This is a genomic window from Sphingobium olei (assembly GCF_042678845.1).
Taxonomy (GTDB): Bacteria; Pseudomonadota; Alphaproteobacteria; order Sphingomonadales; family Sphingomonadaceae; genus Sphingobium; species Sphingobium olei.
Genome location: NZ_JBHTLS010000134.1, coordinates 1 through 19,172, shown reverse-complemented (window position 1 = coordinate 19,172; position 19,172 = coordinate 1). Strand labels below are relative to the sequence as shown.

Below are 19,172 nucleotides of genomic sequence, written 5' to 3'. Positions count from 1 at the left end.
AGCCGCCTAGCGTGGAGACCATGAGACACGATCCCATTATTACGGCGCGGGCCTGTCCGCTTTGCGGTGCCGGTGCGGACCAGGCCGAACCTTTCCTGGCCGATTCGCGCGACGAAACCCGCTTGAGCGCGTCGAGTTTCGCCTCCCGCAAGGTTCCGGAATATATGAGCCACGCGATGGTGTGCTGCCGTGCCTGCGATCTTGCCTATGTCGATCGTCCGCCAAGCGTGGAGTCCCTCGCGGCCAGCTATCATGCGGCGGACTATGACAGCGCCGACGAGGCGGAGGACGCGGCCGACGCCTATGCAAGGGCGCTGGCACCCGTGCTCGAAAAGCTGAAGGGTCGGGGTGCCGCGCTGGAAATCGGAACCGGGACGGCGGCGTTTTTGGACAGGCTGGAAGGTGCCGGCTTTGCGGAATTGGTCGGGGTGGAGCCTTCCAGCGCGGCCATTGCGGCTGCGCCGGACCACCGTAGGCCATGGATACGCGAGGGCATATTTGAAGAAGCGAATTTCGCGCCCGACAGCTTCGACCTGATCTGCTGCTTCATGACGCTTGAACATGTCCAGGACCCCGGCGCTTTGGTGGCCTCCGCGCTGCGGCTGCTGAAACCCGGGGGCGTTTTCGTCGGCGTCACCCACGACCGCCGCGCGTGGCTCAACCGCCTGCTTGGTCGGCGTTCGCCGATCGTCGATGTAGAACATATGCAGCTTTTTTCGGCGCAAAGCGCCCGGCGCCTGCTGGAGCATAACGGCTACGAAGCGGTCGGCGGCGCCAGCTTCCGCAACAGCTATCGGCCAAGCTACTGGCTGCGGCTGGTCCCGATGCCCGGAGCGCTGAAACATCGGCTTACCCGGCTTCTCCGCGGGTCATGGTTCGATCGATGGCACTTGCCGCTCAACGTCGGTAATTTCATGAGTTGGGGTTTCAAGCCGTACTGATGCCGCACGTGCGGAACATCAAAGATCGCGTGGCATGAACCGCCCGACACGCGTTGGAAGGCAAAGAAAAAACCCCGCCAACTCGTTGAGTTGACGGGGTTTTTTATGGTGGGCGTGGCAAAGATTAAACTTGCGACCCCTGCGATGTCAAGGCAATGGCGGTCGGCCATTTTATCGTCTGAAAGCAGAGACATATTCGATTTATAAGGCGCGGCTGCCCAAAATACGCCAAACTTCCCTAAAGTAACCATTTTCTCTCTCGTCTACGCAGTATTTTGAATGACCAGGATCGCAGCGGCACTATATAGAATATTTGCCAAAGAAGCCTGGAGATTACTAGCCCGCAGGCAGATGAGGTCAAGCCGTCTACGGCTTCAATTTGTACTGAACTGCCCTGCGATGCACGATCATCTTGGTGCATCGAGAGTGTGTGGCCCGCTCGAGATTAAGGATGCCGATGGAGGCTTTTCCAAACAGTCCTGCGGCCCGCACGCGGAATGACCCTGGCGCTCCTGCCGTCGGCGACCACGGAAGCACCAGGGCGCGGCCCTGATTAAAGATGTTGAAGACCTGCCATTGGTCCGCGCTGTCCAATTCGCCCTCGCAGAAGCTGGATGACACACCCTTCGGCGATTCCAAGGCCGCGATTTTGACTGACGCTCTCGCCGCCCGGTTGGGCCGCAAGTCTGACCATCAATCGATGCGCGCCTATCGCCTAAGAGCAATAGGGATAGTTGCAACAGTCAGTGACTATCCTCTTGATATCCCTCGTCCTCAATCTGCAAAATTCATTGTTTATGTACTCGCGCGCGCTATGTTCCCCCGCAAGTCTAGATATCGGGGGTTTGATGTCGTTTGACGGTGGCGCGCCGCGGGCTCGGCGGGTGCGGGTTCGTGCGTTGCAGACGAGCGCGATTTTCGGGGCTTTGCTGGTGGCGGGACCAGTCTATGCGCAATGTTCGCCCGATCCCACGGCTGCCAATGGCACCACCAATTGCACCGGAACCGACAGCGACGGGCTGACTGTTTCGACCAGCGGCACCCAGGTCATCGTCGCGGCCGACAGCTTGGTGCGTGCCGGTAGCAGCGCAGCGGCCATCGTCAACCGGGCGACTAGTACGAGCTTCGACATAAGGGGGCTGGTCGACGGCGGCGTGGGGAAGGCGGGACTGTTCGTCACGACGGGGCCTGCGACATTGGTGCCGTGCGATCCCTATGCGGGCGCGGCACCCCATTATTGCCTGCCCGGATCGACCGTGACGAGCTATCCGTCGGTCAGTACCTCCGTCACAGTGGCGCAAGGTGGCACGGTGACGGGCGCGCAGGGCATCCTGATCCGGCGCGATGCGGGGAACAGCAACGGCATTATCTATGCCACCGTCTCCAACCGGGGGACGATCAGCGGGACGGCAGGCCCGGCGATCGTTGCGGACCAGATGGGCTTTGGCACGCTGTCGGTCTATAATTATGCCCCGGGCTTTATCGGCGGCATGTCGGGCGCGCTGTTCTATGTCTCCAATTCGGGCACGATCGACGGGGGCAGCAATGCCGCGATCGCCTCGACCGCCAGCTATCTGAATATCGATAATAGCGGCACGATCCGCTCGAGCGGATCGGCCCCGACGATCAGCGGCAACGGCTATGCCTCTGTCACCAATGCCGCAGGCGCGACGATCGGCGGCAGCGCCACCGCGATCCGTATGGCCGACAGCCTCAGCCTCACCAACCAAGGCACGATCAACGGCTCGGTCATCGTCACGACCACGGGCCGCCAGAGCAGCACGATCGACACGCGCACGGGCACGATCAACGGCGACCTTCTTCTGGGCTCGGGCGACGATATCTTGCAGGCGCGTTATGATGCCACAAGCGGGCGGATCAGTTCGATCACCGGGCGCATCGACGGTGGAACGGGCACCGATACGGTCGAACTGGGGGTCGACAGCGACATGACCTTCCGCACGGTTGTGCTGCCGACCAATTTCGAACGCTTCGGCCTCATCCTCAGCAACAATGCGACCGCGACGCTGGCCGCCGATTTCACGCCCACCACGTCGGTCCGCTTTGGCGGGACGGGCACACTGGTGAACGAGGCCGCGCTGGTAACGGCAGGACCGGCAATCACATCGGACTTCTTGTCCTTTGGCCTGACCTTCTACAACCGCAATTCGATTACCGCAACGCTGTCGGGCAATGGCAGCTATGTGGTGTCGAACCCTACCACGGTCATCAACAGCGGTATCATCACCGCCAATGGCGGATCGGGCGTGTCGGCCAGTTCAAACCTGACCAACAGCGGCACGATCGTCGCCAGTGGGACGGGCGCGGCTGTCAGCTATGGCAACATCGACAATAGCGGAACCATCCGGTCGACCGGGGGCACCGGCGTCACGGTTGGATATTCGAATGCAGCGGTCAACAGTGGCACGATCGATGGCGCTACCACCGGCCTTTCGCTGAGCAGCGGACGGCTGACCAACAGCGGTGCGATCAGCGGCGGCACCAATGGCGTGGTGTTGGGCGGAACGCTCATCAACACGGCCACCGGCACGATCACGGGCGGCGTCAGCGGCGGCGGCAATAGGTCGGTGCTGGCCAATGCCGGGCTGATCGCCGGCGGGGTGAACCTGACCTCGCCCTATTTCTACGATTTCAACTCCGACATTTTTGTCGACAATGGCGGCAGCGTCACAGGCGCAATTCTGCTGGGTGGCGGTGACGACCAGTTGATCGTCGACCTCGACGCACCGTCGGGTCGGGCGCTGGCGGGCGCGGCCGGCGGCGTCAATGCGGGCGCGGGCTGGGACACGCTGCGCTATCGGGTAAAGGCCAATGCGAACGCGACGATGGCGCTTGTGAACGGTTTCGAGGCGCTGGCCTATGAACTGTCGAAAAACGCGGCACTGACGCTGACCACGGCGTCGCCTTTTTCCACCACGCTTGGCCTCGCCGGGAATGGAACGGTCACGCTGAATGGCAGCCTGTCGACGAGCGACCGCACGCTCGTCGATGCGACGACCCCGACGACTGATCAGCTGACGGGCGGAGGCGCGGGGCCGGATCGCGCCCTGACCATCGTCAACAACGGCACGCTGAGCCTCAGCAAGACGGCGCAGAATTATAGCTATGGCACCGCCGCCATCGTGGCAGGAACCGCCGACGTCATCAACAATGGTTCGATCAGCGTGACCAATGCGTCGGGCATTTACTTTCCGGCAAGCGGCATCTTCGGCGGTTCCACCGTTACCAATACGGGTACGATCAGCCTGAATGGCAACGGCGTGGCCATCACCGACGCGAAGGATGTCGTGAACAGCGGCATGATTACCGACGTCGCTGGGTCCGGGGCGAGCGGCATCATAGGCTTTGCTACGCTTACCAACAGCGGCACGATCGAGGTCGATGGCCTGGCAGTGGACGCGGGCTATTATAGCCAGTCGGAGATGACCAACAGTGGCACCATTGCAAGCCGTGCGAGCGCCGCCGTCCGGCTAACTTATCACGGCAGCCTCACCAACGAAGCGGGCGGCACGATCCGTGGCGCGACCGCAATAGACCTTTCGAACGGTGGCATGGTCATCAATCGAGGCGCTATCATGGGCGATGTCGCCGCAGTGTCGCCCTATAGCTCTTCGCCCGCCATCTATGTCGCCGACGGCGGCACGCTGGAGGGCAATCTGACCTTCGGGCAGGCCAATGACCTGTTCCTCCAGACGGGCGAGACGACCGGCGTCAGCGGCACCATCGACGGCGGCGCGGGCTTCGACATTTATGGCCGGTCACGCAGCAGCAGCGGCACCGGCGACCTCGGCAGTCGCGCGGGTATCAATTTCGAGGCGGAATATGCGCAGGCTCTGGGCGCCGACACCGTCCTGACGCTGACCGCTGCGAACGCCATCGCGAACGATGTCTATGTTCAGGGCGAGGGGACCATCGTCAACGACGCGACGATCGATGGCGCGGTTTCGACCTATCTGCCATTCTATGGGGTAAACCTCACGCCCTATGGCGCGCTAGCGGCGTTGACCAATCGCGGCACCATAGCTGGCGGCGTAAGTGGCAATATCCAGTCCTTCGCCAACAGCGGGACGATCGGCAACGCGATGCTGGATATTAGCGCCGCGCAGATACTGGCCTATGAAAACGCTCTGACGTTCGACAATAGCGGCAGCATTGCGTCTTCGGGGTTGTTGCGGGCAGTCACTGTGGTCGGCACCAACCTGACCGGGCTGTCGGCGACCAACAGCGGGACGATCGAAGGCGGCATGGGAATTTCTTCCACCTTCGCTGCCGCCGACACGCCCGCAATGATGACGATCGACAATAATGGATCGATCCGCAACGCCATCGGCAGCGGCTTTGTCATCACTAGCAGAGACTATTATCCCTCCCCCGACAATCCGGTCGCGGTAACGCTCCGCAACAGCGGCATCATAGAGTCGTCGGCGACCGATGGCACTGGCGTGACGCTCAATCTCGCCAACCTGACATCGGCCAGCTACGCCATCGAAAATCAGGGCGTGATCCGCGCGAGCGGAGACGGGTCGACCAAGACCTATGGCTATTACAGCTATCCTGGCTTCACCTACACCGAGGTGAGCTATACCGATCCGGCGGTCGGCCTGCTCATCTATGGCTACGGCGCGGGCGTCAGCGGCACGATAAACAACGCCGGGACGATCGAGGCGACGGGACAGAAGTCGGTCGCGTTGGGCGTCATCAACACCGCGCTCGACCTGACCAACAGCGGCACGATCCGGGGGCAGGGCGATACACTGCTTGCCGCCGACGACCTGCTGGCGGCTGCGATCGGCACGACAACGCTTGCCGGAGCGATCCAGGTCGTCGGCGCTTCCGACGACCGCATTGTCAATACAGGGTCGATCATTGGGTCGATCGACCTTGGGGCGGGCAACGACCGGATCGACAATCATGGCCGGATCGACGGCAGTGTCTGGTTGGGCGCGGGAGACGACATCTTCCTGCACGCCGCCGACGCAGGTCTGACGGGCATCGTTGATGCGAAGCTTGGCGACGACAGCCTCATCATCGACGCGACGCGGGGCGGGGCGGTCAATGGCGACCAGTTCCTGAACTTCGAACGCTTCAGCCAGATCGGCAACGGCGCGGTCGCCTATTCGGGCACTTTCAACTTCGACAGCATTGGCCTGATTGGCGGCACGGTCACGGTGGCGGCGGGTCAGACGCTGTCGAGCAGCGGCCCGACGACGATCATGGGCGGCGACGGCGCGGAAACCGTGCTGAACGACGGCACGATCACCGGCGCCGTCGACCTTGGCGTGGGCAATGACCGTGTGGTCAATAATGGCCGCATCGGCGGCGCGGTACTGCTGGGTGCGGGCGACGATCAGTTCGTCGAAGGGCCGGGCAGCAGCGTGGCGGGCGGCGTCGATGGCGGCGCGGGCAACGACCTGTACACCGTGATGCTGGCGGGCGATCGCAGCGGCATCGGCCAGCGCACGGGCTTTGAACGGCTGTCGGTCGAAGGCAACGGCGCGCTCAACCTGACGCTCGACCAGAATTTCCAGACGGTTGCACTGAATGGCACGGGCCTGTCGCTGGCCCTCAATGGCTTTGCCGTGGGCGGCGTTGTGGGATCGGGCGGCGCGGAAAGCTTCAGTGTCGATGGCGATGTCGCTGCGGCCATGATGGGCGCGGGCGACGATAGGCTGGCGCTGGGCACCATGCAGGCGGCAGGCATCTACATGGGCGGGGCAGGCAACGACCTGCTGCGCTTTACCGCCAATGCGCCGGTCACGCTGGCGGGCACAGTCACCGGCTTCGAGCAGATCGCGCTGACCGGCGGGGCGCTGACCGTTACCGGTACGCTCGGTGCAGCAAGCGAGACCATCGGCTTCGGCGATGGCGCGCAGTCGCTCAGCATCGCGCGGGGCGGAACGCTGGGCGCGGCGGTCGACATGGGGGCTGGCGACGATGTGCTGGCGCTCGCCACCACGCAGGCATGGGGCGTCTATAATGGCGGGGCGGGGAGAGACCTGTTACGCGTTAACGCCGATGCGCCGGTCCGGCTGACGGGCAGCGCCATCGGCTTCGAGCAGGTCGCGCTGACCGGCGGAGCGCTGGACGTCTGGGGCACGCTGGGCGCGGCGAGCGACAGCATCGGCTTTGGCGAGGGCGCGCAGTCGCTCACCATCGCGCAGGGCGGGACGCTGGCCGGGACGATCGACCTTGGGGCTGGCAATAACAGCTTCCGCCTGGCCGCTGGCGCGTCGCTGGCGGGAACGGTGTCGGGCGGCGCAGGCATCGACAGCGCGACCCTGGAGCTGGCGGGCGACCGCACGCTGGGCGCGGGGTTGCTGACCGGGTTCGAGATATTGAGCAGCGAAGGCACCGGCACGCTCACACTGATGGGCGCGCATGTCTATGACGCCGTGAACACAGGCACGAATTTGACGGTCGCGTCGGGCGCGTCGCTCAGGGCGCCGGTGATCTTCGGCGCGGGCGACGATCGCTTCACCATTGCGGGCGGCTTTGCCGGATCGGTCGACGGCGGTGCGGGCACCGACACGATCCAGATCTCGGGCGGCAGCAGCGCTGCGCCGGTCGCTTTCACCAACGTTGCCGATGTGGAGGCGCTGGGCATGAGCGCGGGCTTCGCTACCCTGTCGGGTACCGGTAGCTTCGGGTCGATCGATTTGACGGGCGGGCGCTTCGTCGGTCTGGCTGGATCGGTCATCCGCGCAGGCCAGATCGCGGTGCGGCAAGGCGCGACCTTCGGGTCGGCAGGCGTCATTAACGGCAACATCACCGTCGCGGGCACATTGAGCCCCGGCGCGTCGCCCGGCACGATGACGGTCAACGGCAATGTGGCACTGGCAAGCGGCTCCGTCTCTCTGTTCGAGATTACGCCAACGATCGCCGATAAGCTGATCATCAACGGCACGCTGACGATCGCCAACGGTTCGACGCTCAAGATCGTGGCGGACGGGCAGATCAGGCCCGGCACTTCCTACGACCTTATCATCGCGAGCGGCGGGATCACGGGCAGCTACACGACGATCGACAAGGCGGACACGCTGTTCGGCTTCATCGTCCAGCGCGCCGACCGCATTCAACTGCTCGGCCGCTTCCTCAATGATCCTTTGTTCGACCCGCAGGTTTCGCGCAGCGTCGATTATGCTAACAGCATCATTCCGACGCAGGCGGCGAACAGCCCGCTCTTTGCCGCGCTGCCCTCGCTGCTGCTGGCCAATGGCGGATCGAACCCGGCGGCGTTCGCGCGGCTGACACCCGAACCCTATGCCAGCGCGACGCAACTGGGTGTCGACCAGGCGCTGACGCTGGCGGACGCGGCGCGGGGGCCGGGCTTTGCCTTTACCGACAGCGCCGATGTCCACGCCTTCACCTTTGGGCAGGTGCTGGGCCAATGGCACCGAATGGCGGGCGACCGCGAGGCGGGAACGTCAAGCGCACGGGCGCGGGGCTATGGCCTGCTGGGCGGCATCGGCGTCGGCAACCGCGACTGGGCTGTTGGGGGTTTCATCGGCTATCTCGACAGCCGCCAGCGCATCGACGCGCTGGGCGCGAGCACCAAGACCGACGGCTTCGTCGCGGGCGTCCATGGGCGCTATGCGGCTGGCGGGCTGCGGCTTTCGGCCTCGGTCCTCTATGATGGCGGTGACGCGCAGACCGATCGGGCGCTGCCCGGTGGCAGCTCGGCTTCGGGCCGCTATGGCCTGCATAGCTGGGTGGGCGACTTGTCGGTCGGCTATGCCATCCCGACGATGGACGACTGGGCGGTAACACCCAAAGTCGGCGTCACCTATGTCCGCACCGTGCGCGACCGGGTGAGCGAGACCGGCAGCATCTTTGCGCTTGATGTCGCGCGCGACCGCCATGTCGCGGGCTTTGCCGATGCGGGCTTCCGCTTTGCACACGCCGACACGTCGGGCGCTGCCTTCCGTCCCTATGTTGGCCTCGGCCTGCGGGCGCAGATCGAAGGGCGCACGCCCGAAGCGATCGGCGGTTATGCGGGCGGGCCACTCACGCTGCTCGCCACCGGGGCGCAGCGGTCAGCGGTGGTCGGCACGGCGTCAGCGGGCGTGTCCTACCGTTTGGCAAGCGGCGTGGAATTCTTCACGGCGGTCGACGCGCAGAGCGGCGAGGACGACCATCGCGAAAGTGCATCGGCAGGCCTGCGCGTCCGATTCTGATGAAGCAACCGGCCCGTGCCCTACCTCTTCTGGCGGCGGTGGGCCAGGGCGGGGCCTTAGTTAATACACTCGGAGATGAGCCCGCCATTTTCTCGAGGTCGGGAACCATCAAGATGAACGTGCCGCCTGATTGTGCATCGCACTCCATCGGCTACGGGCTCCGCGAGGAGACTGGATGTGAGTGACCGATATTTGCTGAAGGAAGGGCACAAAGCGGCCTGAGCCGTATATTTCGAGGAGCCACGGTAAGTCACGTGCCGATGATTGGCGGTGTTGAGCACAATCATCTTGGTCAATCGTAGTGGTCTGCGCTAGCCCGTTGCACCGCAGGACTACGGCCCACGCGAGATGCATCACAGTCGCTGGAAGCGGGAGGGCGACAATGGCATGTTCCGCCCGGTGATTGAGGTTCCGGCTGCGCCTCCGCCTTCCGAGCGCCAGAGGGTCATGAGCGGCGCGCTCCTTCAGAAGGCGAATCGCACGGTGCCAAACCTACGAGGAAATGGGGGCGGGGAGGCTGCTTGCGTGCGCAAAAGGCACATGAACACAAGGCTTTCCTGAGCTTCTCGAAGGTCTTGAAGCCGTGACAGATACCATCGGTCGCCCGAGCAGCTTCTTCATGACCGCAGGCTGGTCAATCATTTGAGCGGCGCTGCTGCATAGCTTGATGACCTTCCTAAAGCCAAATGGCTGCTCGCTAATCGTCGCCATGAGATTGATTGGATCCGCGACTCCTTGCAGGAAAGGGCATCGCTCCATGCTTTCCGGCCGGGGGATCACTTTGAGGTTGGAATATTAAAAATAGACAAGCGGCACGCGCGCATCCGGCGAAACCATGCGGCGGCTCGTCAGCTATGTGAGCAATCGCGCGGTGTCAGCTTCCGGAATTTTACCATAGCGAACTTGGAAACAACTGAACGTAGGTGCCATAACATGAAGCCATTCTCAGCAACATGTTGTCGGAGTGAGCTGACCTCTGGAGTTTGGTCAGTCGAGTTTATAAATCGCGGCGCGCATATGGTCTGAGCCGACGCTCGCGTATCGCTGAACCATGCGCAAGGATCTCCAGCCCCCCATATGCATGACGGTGATGAGGTCGATGCCGGCCATGACGCAATGTGACGCCCAATGGTGGCGCCAGTCGTGGATGCTAAAATCTTGGATTCCGGCGCGCTTGCAGGCCGTCCTGTGCTGGTGCTTGAGGGGGTTGCCGCCAGGAATGCGCGCGAGCCGCGTGTCCTGGTAGGGCACGCCGCGCCGATTAAGAAAGACATGACCTTGGATCGGCCGTCCACGTTTTTCCCAGATCGGCAACAGCGCTTGTTTGACGCGCGGATGGATGGGGACTGATTGAACCACGGCGTTTTTCGAATGAGCGAGCCAGATTGTTTCGCGTTGCATGTCGATGCCTTGAGTGCCCCATTTCATCTGCAAGGCTGTCTGGACACGCGGACCATGAAAGGCCAGAAACGTGATGATCGGCTGGATGTGCGGCGCATAGCAGGCGATAAGCCGGTCGCGTTCTTCCTTGGTCAGGAAGCGCACCCGCTGATTGTCGAACGGGATGGCTTTGATCCTGAGCGGTGGCGCGTCGTGCAGCTCGCGATGGGCGTTGATCGCAGCCTGAAAAACGGCTCGATAGCGATCCTGGCCCGCAGGCGCATGGCCGGACAGGTGGGCTCGCCGGAACGCCTCCCACGCCAGCTTGGGTTCCTGAAGCGAAAACCCGCCGATGCGTTCGTTAAGTTTGCCAATGCGTAAGATGTCGGAACGACAGGGCCGCTTCGCCTTCGAAAGGTAAATGTCGAAGGCATCGGCGATGCTGCCTTGCGCCAGTACTGCCGCTGGGCCGAACATCAGTTGCTCGCGTAGCTTAGTCTCATATTCCGCCATCAGGTGCGACGCAGCATCTTTGTCACTCGTTCCTGAACTGAATTCTTTGACGTCGATGCGCCGGTCGCCGAGAGCGACCGTGCCACGGATGTAGTAATTGCCGTTCTTCCCACGGCTTCGGATGGAGAGCATGTCAGCCTTTCCAAAAGTAACTGATACTGAGCCTCTGTCGCGCGCAATTTTCCACACGTTTGGATGTAGGGCACGCCATGCTTCTTGAACGTCCGCCGCATCCATTTCGTCGGATCGGCACTCGTCATCCTGAGCCGAGAAAGAAGGTCTCGCGGGGTGAGGAGGCGGTCGCCGGAACCGGCGCTGCTTATGCAGGACTGCAGCGGTGCTCCGCTGTGATCGGAAATAGTCGGCCCAACGAGTGCGGCGATGTCTTGCCGCTCAGTGCGTGATGCGTGATGTTCGGACGGCCTGTTCGGCATCGCGCTAATTGTCTCCCGTCGTTGCGAGATGTCCGGTATACATGAAGGCGCAGAATATAAGGCGGGACAGCCGGCCTCGGATTGCCGGGGCTTCAGCGATCTTGATTGCTCGCACCAAAAGCGGGCAGACGGTCCATGACGATGCTTTCAGCCACATAAGCTATGAAAGTTCACGCTGACCGCAATCAAATCTCTTTGATTTTTCAAAAGATCAGATTGCTCAAGCGATGACGGTTTGAAGCTACCCGCCGACCCATGCCACTTTTTCGCCACTAGCGATTGAGTTTTGCTTGACCAAACTCTATCATGTAAGAGAGATAATACAGATGTAAATTGACATAATGTGAAAGTATTATTCATATCCATATTGCCACGGCTTGAGTGAGTGATAAAGTTAGTGCAAAAAATTACAATTATCAATATTATAGAATTTTTGCCTTTGAGGAATAAATCCACTCATGTACACAACCATCCATCGTAGGCGTGAGTCAGGAAATATTTCACTTCGGAGATGCAAGCCTACTTGATGTTACGCCTTGTGGCATTCCGTGATGTGAACCGATTGAATGACAAAGCGTCTTTCAGGGCTTTTCCGGGCATACCAGGCACGCGGTGGATGCATTCATACGGACTTGCAGTCTTCTGCGCGGGGTCGTGAACATCTGCGCTGCGGCCTATCGCCGGCTTTGGGCGTGCCCTCGTAGTTCGAAGCACTCATGTCGGCCGCGACTGAAAGTGATGCAAAAAAACTCCAAAATTACTGACGGGCGTGCGTGCCGGTGCGTCGTCAGAACGGCATCGGCCGACTTTGCCTATCGCTTGAATGATGGTGTGGCGTTGTTCGCGACGCTCGATGCAAAAGGGCGAAACGGTCATCGTAAAATCGCTTCGTCAGGAGCGTGATCTTGGTACTAAGGATCTCGAGGCGCGACAGAAGGCGCGTGTTCCCTCATGCGCTGAGTGCCAACCGGCGGCAGTGAATTGAAAATTTTCCTTTTTGCTAGAAGTCAACAAGTGAATCTCTGTTACAGAAGGTCGCCGTCACTGTCAGGGCCGTGCGCAAACGGGACCCCGTATCGGCTTCGAAGGGGGATCCCCTTTTCGAGATTAGGCAAACGGTTGTGGGGGACCGCCCTGCGCTGGGTGCGATGAAGGTCGGGCGTAGCCCGGCGGGAGGCGCACCCAACGTTAGTCGGTTTTGAAGATGGTGAGAGTGGCGGTTAACTGCGGTTTTTGAATTGCCAGCTGTCGTTTCCGGTCTCGACGATATCACAGTGATGAGTGACCCGGTCGAGCAGAACCGTCGTCATTTTGGGATCCCCGAACACGGTAGGCCACTCGCCGAAGGCGAGGTTGGTCGCGATGACGACGCTGGTGCGTTCGTAGAGCTTGCTGATCAGGTGGAACAGGAGATGGCCACCAGAGCGCGCAAACGGCAGATATCCGAGCTCATCGAGCACCACCAGGTCGAGCCGCGAGAGCTGTCCCGCCAAGGTCCCGCCCTTGCAAATCCGGGTCCTCTCTTCGAGGCGTGTCACCAATGGGGCTGGGCGATTGGTTACCCGACAGCGTCTGGCTATTTTCTTGTGATCTCGGCCAAAGCCGCTATTTGCCTGATTTGCATGCGATCCAAGCCGATAGCTCACTTGTTCAAGCAAATTGCCGACGCATGGCTGACGGCATCCGTCCATTTCGATGCGTTCCGAGTTAATCCGTCTGCCTATATGACGGCGACGAAATGGTGGATAAAACGCAAGCGCCTCCGAGCCCGCGGCCAGTTTGCGCCTCTGCTCAGCCGGTCGCCGCGAGCTTACACGCTTTGGGCTTTGCGGCACGAGCAGATGGCCCATGCGCACAGCCTCCCAGATATGGACCGCCCGATTGTTGCGCTTGTTGACATTAGGGCCGATCGGCGTCCCGTGGCGCTTGCGGCCACCTGCGAGCGCCTGATGGCCGAAAATTTGACCCCCTTGCTAGTCGGATCAGAGGAAACGCCGATCGTGGCCGCCGCCATCGCTCAGATTGACTGGAGCGCTTCTCCCTGGCTGTTTCCAATGGCGACCGGCGACCGGCTCGCCGCCGGTGCGATAGCCGCTTATCGCGCAGCCATAGCCGACACTAGAACGCGGCTCATCTATGCGGACGACGATCTGCTGATCGGTCGTCGTCGCATAGCTCCCTATTTCAAGCCCGATTGGAACAGCGAACTGTTTCGGCATCAGGATTTTTTGACTGGTGCATGTATCGTCCATGCGACCCCTTCCGATCTGGAGGCTGTCGCGAACAGCGCCAACTGGGCCTCGCAACTGGTGGCCAACATGGCAAAGCAGGCTACACCCGTTCATCTGCGTAAGATGCTGCACCATCGTTGCCGTCGTCCGCCGCTTCGCCGGCCAGTTCCCCCAATTGCCGCCGCCCACGACTTGCCGCCTGTCTCGGTCATCATACCCACCCGAAACCGGGTCGACCTGTTGCGCACCTGCCTAGAGGGAGTCGCGGCAGCGGAATATCCGAGCGTCGAAATCATCATAATCGATAATGATAGCGACGATCCTGAGACGCTGGGCTATCTCGCTATGTTGGATCCTGCCCGACACCGAGTATTGCGTCACAGTGGCGCGTTCAACTATTCGGCGATCAACAACCGCGCGGCTCAAGAGGCGCAGGGACAGCTATTGTGCTTGCTCAACAACGATATCGAGACGACTGACCGCACATGGCTCGCTACCATGGCGACACAGGCGCTGCGTCCGGAAGTAGGCGCAGTCGGTGCGCGCCTGCTTTATCCTGACGGGCGGATTCAGCATGCCGGCGTTGTGATCGGCGTCGGCAACGCCGCAGGCCATGCCCATCGCTTTTTGCGCGCCGATGAGGAAGGCTATTTCAGTCGCCACAATTTGCCGCAATTCACTACGGCCGTGACGGCCGCGTGCCTGGTTGTGGAGCGCGAAAAATTCATGGCGGTAGGTGGCCTCAACGAACGGGATTTTCCCGTCGCCTTCAACGACGTGGATTTCTGTCTTCGTCTGAACCAGAGGGGCTGGCAGTCGCTTTACGAACCACGCGCGACCCTTATCCATCATGAATCCGTGTCGCGCGGACTGGATCTCGATCCAGTAGGGGCAGCGCGGTTTGCAGGCGAGCTAGCGGCGCTCAAACGCCTTTGGAAGACGGATGAGATTTATGATCCCTTCCATCATCCGCAGCTTAGCCGCTCCAGCGAACAGTTTGCCGTGGCGCTGTAATGGCGAGGCGCCTTCCCCTGCCGCAGGTGACGCTATGCGCAGTCAGCTCGGTCAATGTGAAAGCAACCGTGCGGGCGCTAGAAGCCAGCCTTGCGCAGATCGATGTCGGGGCGGCTCTGCTTCTTACCGACAGTCGGCTCGAGCCCGATCATCCCGGTATCCGCGTCATACCGATCGCGCCGATCACTTCTGCCCGTGCCTATTCAGAATTTGTCCTGACCCAATTGGTCGATCATGTGGAGACGAGCCATTGCCTGGTGATCCAGTGGGACGGGCATGTGCTTGACGCGACGCGCTGGGAGCCGGACTTTCTTGCCCATGATTATATCGGCGCTAGCTGGCCGCAATATTCCGATGGTCATGACGTCGGCAATGGAGGCTTTTCCCTCCGGAGCCGCCGGCTGATGCTATTGTGCCGCGACGCGGCTTTCCGACGAGATCATCCAGAAGATGTCGCGATCGGCCGGACGAACCGCCAGTGGCTTGAAGGGCAGGGGATGCAATTAGCCCCACGCGCGCTGGCCGATCGCTTTGCGGCCGAACGGGCAGGGGATGTAAGAGCCAGCTTCGGCTATCATGGCGTTTGGCTGATGCCGCAGGCGATCGGTATGGAGGCGTTTTGGCGCGTTTACCGCGATCTGGACGATCGGGGGACGATCCGGCATGACTTCTCTTCGATTTTAGAACAGATGCGACGGGGTAGGGGCGGATTAAAGAGGACTTCCCGCCTGATATGGGACCAAATTATTAGTCGCAAACAGGGTTAATTATCCTCGGTGGTTAGCGCGCAAAAAAGGACTAAAAGTTTGAACAATCTTCTGCCTGGCCTCCCGCTGGTTGAATCTCCGTTGTTCCCTGCACTTAAGGAGGGATGGGGGCTGAGCGCGGAGGAAGAACGGATCGCAAACGATTTGCACGACAAAGGCTATGCGGTCTTTCAATTCCCGGACGACGAGTTGGACAACCGTACCCATCGCATCCGCCAGAATCTGGAGCCATTATTCAAAGTCGATTTCGCTACACCAAATAGCGACAAGACCGTTGGCGAAAGGCGGGTGCAGGATGCCTGGAGATTCGACGAAGACGTGCGCGCCATCGCTGGTAATCACTTGGTCATTGACCTTTTAAGCAAGCTATACGGGCGCAAGGCTTTCCCATTTCAAACCCTCAATTTCCCTGTCGGAACGCAGCAGGAAGCGCATACCGACTTTGTCCATTTCTCCTCCCTGCCAGAACGTTTCATGTGCGGGGTGTGGCTGGCGATGGAGGATATCAGTTCGGACTCTGGACCTCTGTTCTACTATCCGGGTTCGCATAAATGGCCGGCCATGACCAATGCGCTGGTCGGACGGCGCGGCACCGATGTTAGCTTGGAGTCGGCCCAGGACCCCTATGGTCCGGCCTGGCAGGCGTTATGCGACGTATATGGCGCGCAACCCGAAACGTTTCTGGCGCGTAAGGGACAGGCGCTGATCTGGTGTGCAAACCTGTTGCACGGCGGCAGCCGTCAAAACGACCCCCGTCTAACGCGGTGGTCGCAGGTAACACATTATTATTTCGATGACTGCATCTATTATACCCCGGCCTTTTCCGATGAGGCGCTGGGGCAGCTGCATTTGCGAGAGCTGGTGGCGATCAGCGATGGTGAAAAAAGGCCGAACCTATATCTGGGGGAGAAACTTGTGGCAAAAACCGCGCCGCCGCAGAAGGCCGGGCGTCATTATAGCCCCCTTCGTTGGCTGGCGGCAAATCTGCGACAACGCGCGCAACGTACGGGCTCTATATGAATCGACCGTAGCCGATAAAATTCGGATTGGGTAGGAAATGGTAGATGGTACGCGAAGATGATTAACCCGAAAGTACCTGAAAAATCGCCGCGGCGCGGCTCAGCTCAGCTTAAAAGACTGCCTTACAATCGGCAGGGGCTGATTATTTTAGGTATGCACCGCTCGGGAACTAGTGCGCTTGCTGGCACATTAGGGAAACTGGGTCCTGCGCTGCCTGCAGACCTTATGGGGGCAGGCATCGGGAACGATAAAGGTCATTGGGAGCCTGCGGGTGTAGTGGCCGTTAATGATAGAATCCTTGAGAGTGCTGGAAGTCATTGGGAGGATTGGGACCGCGTCAGTCCGGACTGGTATGACTCCTTACTTTGTCCCCGGGCCCTTGAGGAAGCTCGCGCAGCGCTGCGGGTGTCCTTTGTCGATGCGCCTCTCTTCATCATGAAAGATCCGAGAGTTTGTCGACTCGTTCCCTTCTGGATTAATGCTTTTGCGCTGGAGAATATTGATCCGGTGTTTTTGCTGTGCCTGCGCCACCCGGCGCAAGTTGCGGCTTCTCTCGCCAAGCGCGACGCCATGGAACCTGGCTATGCCAATTTATTGTGGTTGCGCCACACGTTGGAGGCTGAGGCGGCAACGCGGGGGCGCAAGCGCACGATCTGTGACTTCGACCAGCTTCTGGCAAACTGGCCGGCGCTAGTTACGCGTTTAGGATCGGATTTGGATATCATTTGGCCTAGGCGATCTGCTCAAACGCGAGGCGAGATAAACGAATTTCTGAATTCATCTTCGGTCACGCCGCCGCCAACTGCGTTACCCGCCGTTATGCCATGGGCGATGGAGACCTATACAATCCTGCGCCGTTGGGCCGATCAAGGCGAGGATGCGGCAGATCACATCAAGCTCAGTGAGATCTTTCAGCGCTTCAATGATGCGTCCCATATCTTTTCTGACCTGATCCTGCCGAGGACCCGTTCACTGGGAGCCGGAGGAGGACATGCGCTAAGAGAAGAACTGAGCGATGTCCGGGCAGCCTTGGCGACCGCAAGCGAGGAGCGTGAGGAAACAGTAAGGCATCTCCAAGATCAACTGCGAGATGCTTTAGAAGCGGGCAAAAACACTTCGAACATCCTATCGGACCGCGACGCCCATATCGCCGCATTACACGGTGAGATGGAGGGATTGCGGCAGCGCGAGGGTCTGTATGCGCAGACTGAGGCCGAGCGCGATAGTCTTATGGCCCGGATGGGTGAACTGGAGGCCGAGTTGCACGCAGCGATGCTCTCGTCCGCTGAACTGGCAAGCGCCCTATCGGACCGCAACGTCCAAGTCGCCGCGCTGCAGGGCGAGATAGAGGAATTGCGGCAGGGGGAGGGCTTGCACGCGCAAATTCAGGCCGAGCGCGACAGCGTGATGGCTCGAATGGGGGAATTGGAGGTTGAACTTCTTGCGGCAACGCACTCCTCCGATGACATGGTTGCTGTCATCGCAACGCGAGACGCACAACTCGCGATTTTACAGGCAGAGCTCGAGAAGGCGCAAAGCGGCATTGCAGAGATGCAGCTTCGTAACGAGCGGTACGCGGAAGCGGCAGGTGAATCGGCGCATCGGATCGCCACGCTGGAAAACAGGCTGCGCCAGCACCAGGAAGAAATTGAGCAGACATGCCAGGAACGGGACGAAGCGCGCAAGGAGGTCGCCCAACTGGAGGTGGTGCATGCAAAGCTGAAAAAGGCGCGAGCGGACATTTTCAAGATCGCTGCTGACCGACGTGAATATCAGGTCACAGCGGAGAGAGCCGAACGCGCCGTCCAAAATTTGGAGCGGCGCCTTAAGGCTGAACAGGTTGCGCGAGTGTCTTCCGATCTCGCTCTATCTGCGACAAGGGCTCGGGTCATCGATTTGATGGCGGACCTCAATGAGGCACGTCAGAACATAGAAGCGCTGGTTGCGGACAAAGATGAGATGCTGCACGCGAAGCAGCAGGCGCAGGGCCACATGGCCGGTTTGGAAATGCAATTGAGCTCGACCCGCAGCAAGCTATCGAACGATGAGACAGAGAAGCAAGAGCTTAAGGCAGCCCTAGCAAAGGCGGAGGCAGACATCGCCAACCTTTGTGAGCAAAATGCAACTGTTAACCAACAGCGTATGGATGCCGAAGCGAATTTCGCACAGCTGCGACATGACCATCAACAGCAGGAAGAAGATATTCAAAGCTTGTCGCAAAAGCTGCTAGCGGAAGAAGGGAGGTTTACCATTCATGACAATCACGCAAAATGGTTGCACGAAGTGAATGAGGTGTTAGTCGGCAGTCCAAGATGGTGGTCAGTTATTCCCACTCGCTCGCGCCGCCGAAGACAGCTTGAACGTCTGAAGAAACTGGGTTTGTTCGATGAACGCGCTTATCTCGATCTAAATCCGGACGTTGCCGCTGCGGGCGTAGATGCACTTCGCCATTATCTCGACCATGGTATTGCCGAAGGACGGTCCTTGCCACGTTGATCAACGTCGCAGGTCAGCACTTCTGCTGAATGGACTGCGTCGGTGAGGATCCAATTGAGGTGGTCCCGCCTTTTTGGACAGTTTGGCGGCGAAGTTAAGCTCATCCCTGTTGTGATTATGCCGCCAGTTTGGTCATCAGATCATGGGGGGCATGCCCCTCATGATCTGTTTTGTCGATCCG

Annotated in this window: 7 protein-coding genes and 1 pseudogene; 6 read left to right on the top strand and 2 right to left on the bottom strand. The window is 60.4% G+C overall.

Annotation, left to right across the window (positions count from 1 at the left end; translation table 11 throughout):
* The first annotated feature begins 20 nt into the window (after positions 1-20).
* Positions 21-941 (top strand): class I SAM-dependent methyltransferase, encoded by a 921-nt coding sequence (locus ACFQ24_RS17940; protein ID WP_380913728.1) that lies wholly within the window; start codon positions 21-23, stop codon positions 939-941.
* A gap of 848 nt (positions 942-1,789) precedes the next feature.
* Complete coding sequence (locus ACFQ24_RS17935; protein ID WP_380913726.1) at positions 1,790-9,136, top strand: autotransporter outer membrane beta-barrel domain-containing protein; 7,347 nt, start codon at positions 1,790-1,792, stop codon at positions 9,134-9,136.
* 987 nt (positions 9,137-10,123) lie between these two features.
* On the opposite strand, the gene ACFQ24_RS17930 is transcribed toward ACFQ24_RS17935, so the two are convergent.
* Entirely contained in the window at positions 10,124-11,161 is a 1,038-nt protein-coding gene (locus ACFQ24_RS17930) for a tyrosine-type recombinase/integrase (protein WP_380913724.1), read from the bottom strand.
* A gap of 1,522 nt (positions 11,162-12,683) precedes the next feature.
* Positions 12,684-13,004 (bottom strand): annotated as a pseudogene (locus ACFQ24_RS17925) (ATP-binding protein); the annotation flags it as partial.
* 45 nt (positions 13,005-13,049) lie between these two features.
* Here ACFQ24_RS17925 and ACFQ24_RS17920 point away from each other — a divergent pair.
* From ACFQ24_RS17920 to ACFQ24_RS17905, 4 genes are read left to right on the top strand one after another with little or no spacing between them, the layout of a single operon-like run.
* A complete protein-coding gene (locus ACFQ24_RS17920; RefSeq protein WP_380913722.1) occupies positions 13,050-14,708 on the top strand; it encodes a glycosyltransferase in 1,659 nt (552 codons plus the stop codon).
* On the top strand, positions 14,708-15,475 hold the full coding sequence (locus ACFQ24_RS17915; protein ID WP_380913720.1) for a DUF5672 family protein: 768 nt from the start codon (positions 14,708-14,710) through the stop codon (positions 15,473-15,475). Before ACFQ24_RS17920 ends, ACFQ24_RS17915 begins: the two co-directional genes overlap by 1 nt.
* A 39-nt stretch (positions 15,476-15,514) precedes the next feature.
* Entirely contained in the window at positions 15,515-16,495 is a 981-nt protein-coding gene (locus ACFQ24_RS17910) for a phytanoyl-CoA dioxygenase family protein (protein ID WP_380913718.1), read from the top strand.
* A 57-nt stretch (positions 16,496-16,552) separates the two neighbouring features.
* The gene (locus tag ACFQ24_RS17905; RefSeq protein ID WP_380913716.1) at positions 16,553-18,991 is read left to right on the top strand and encodes a hypothetical protein; all 2,439 of its coding nucleotides are present in this window, start codon (positions 16,553-16,555) and stop codon (positions 18,989-18,991) included.
* Positions 18,992-19,172: the final 181 nt, after the last annotated feature.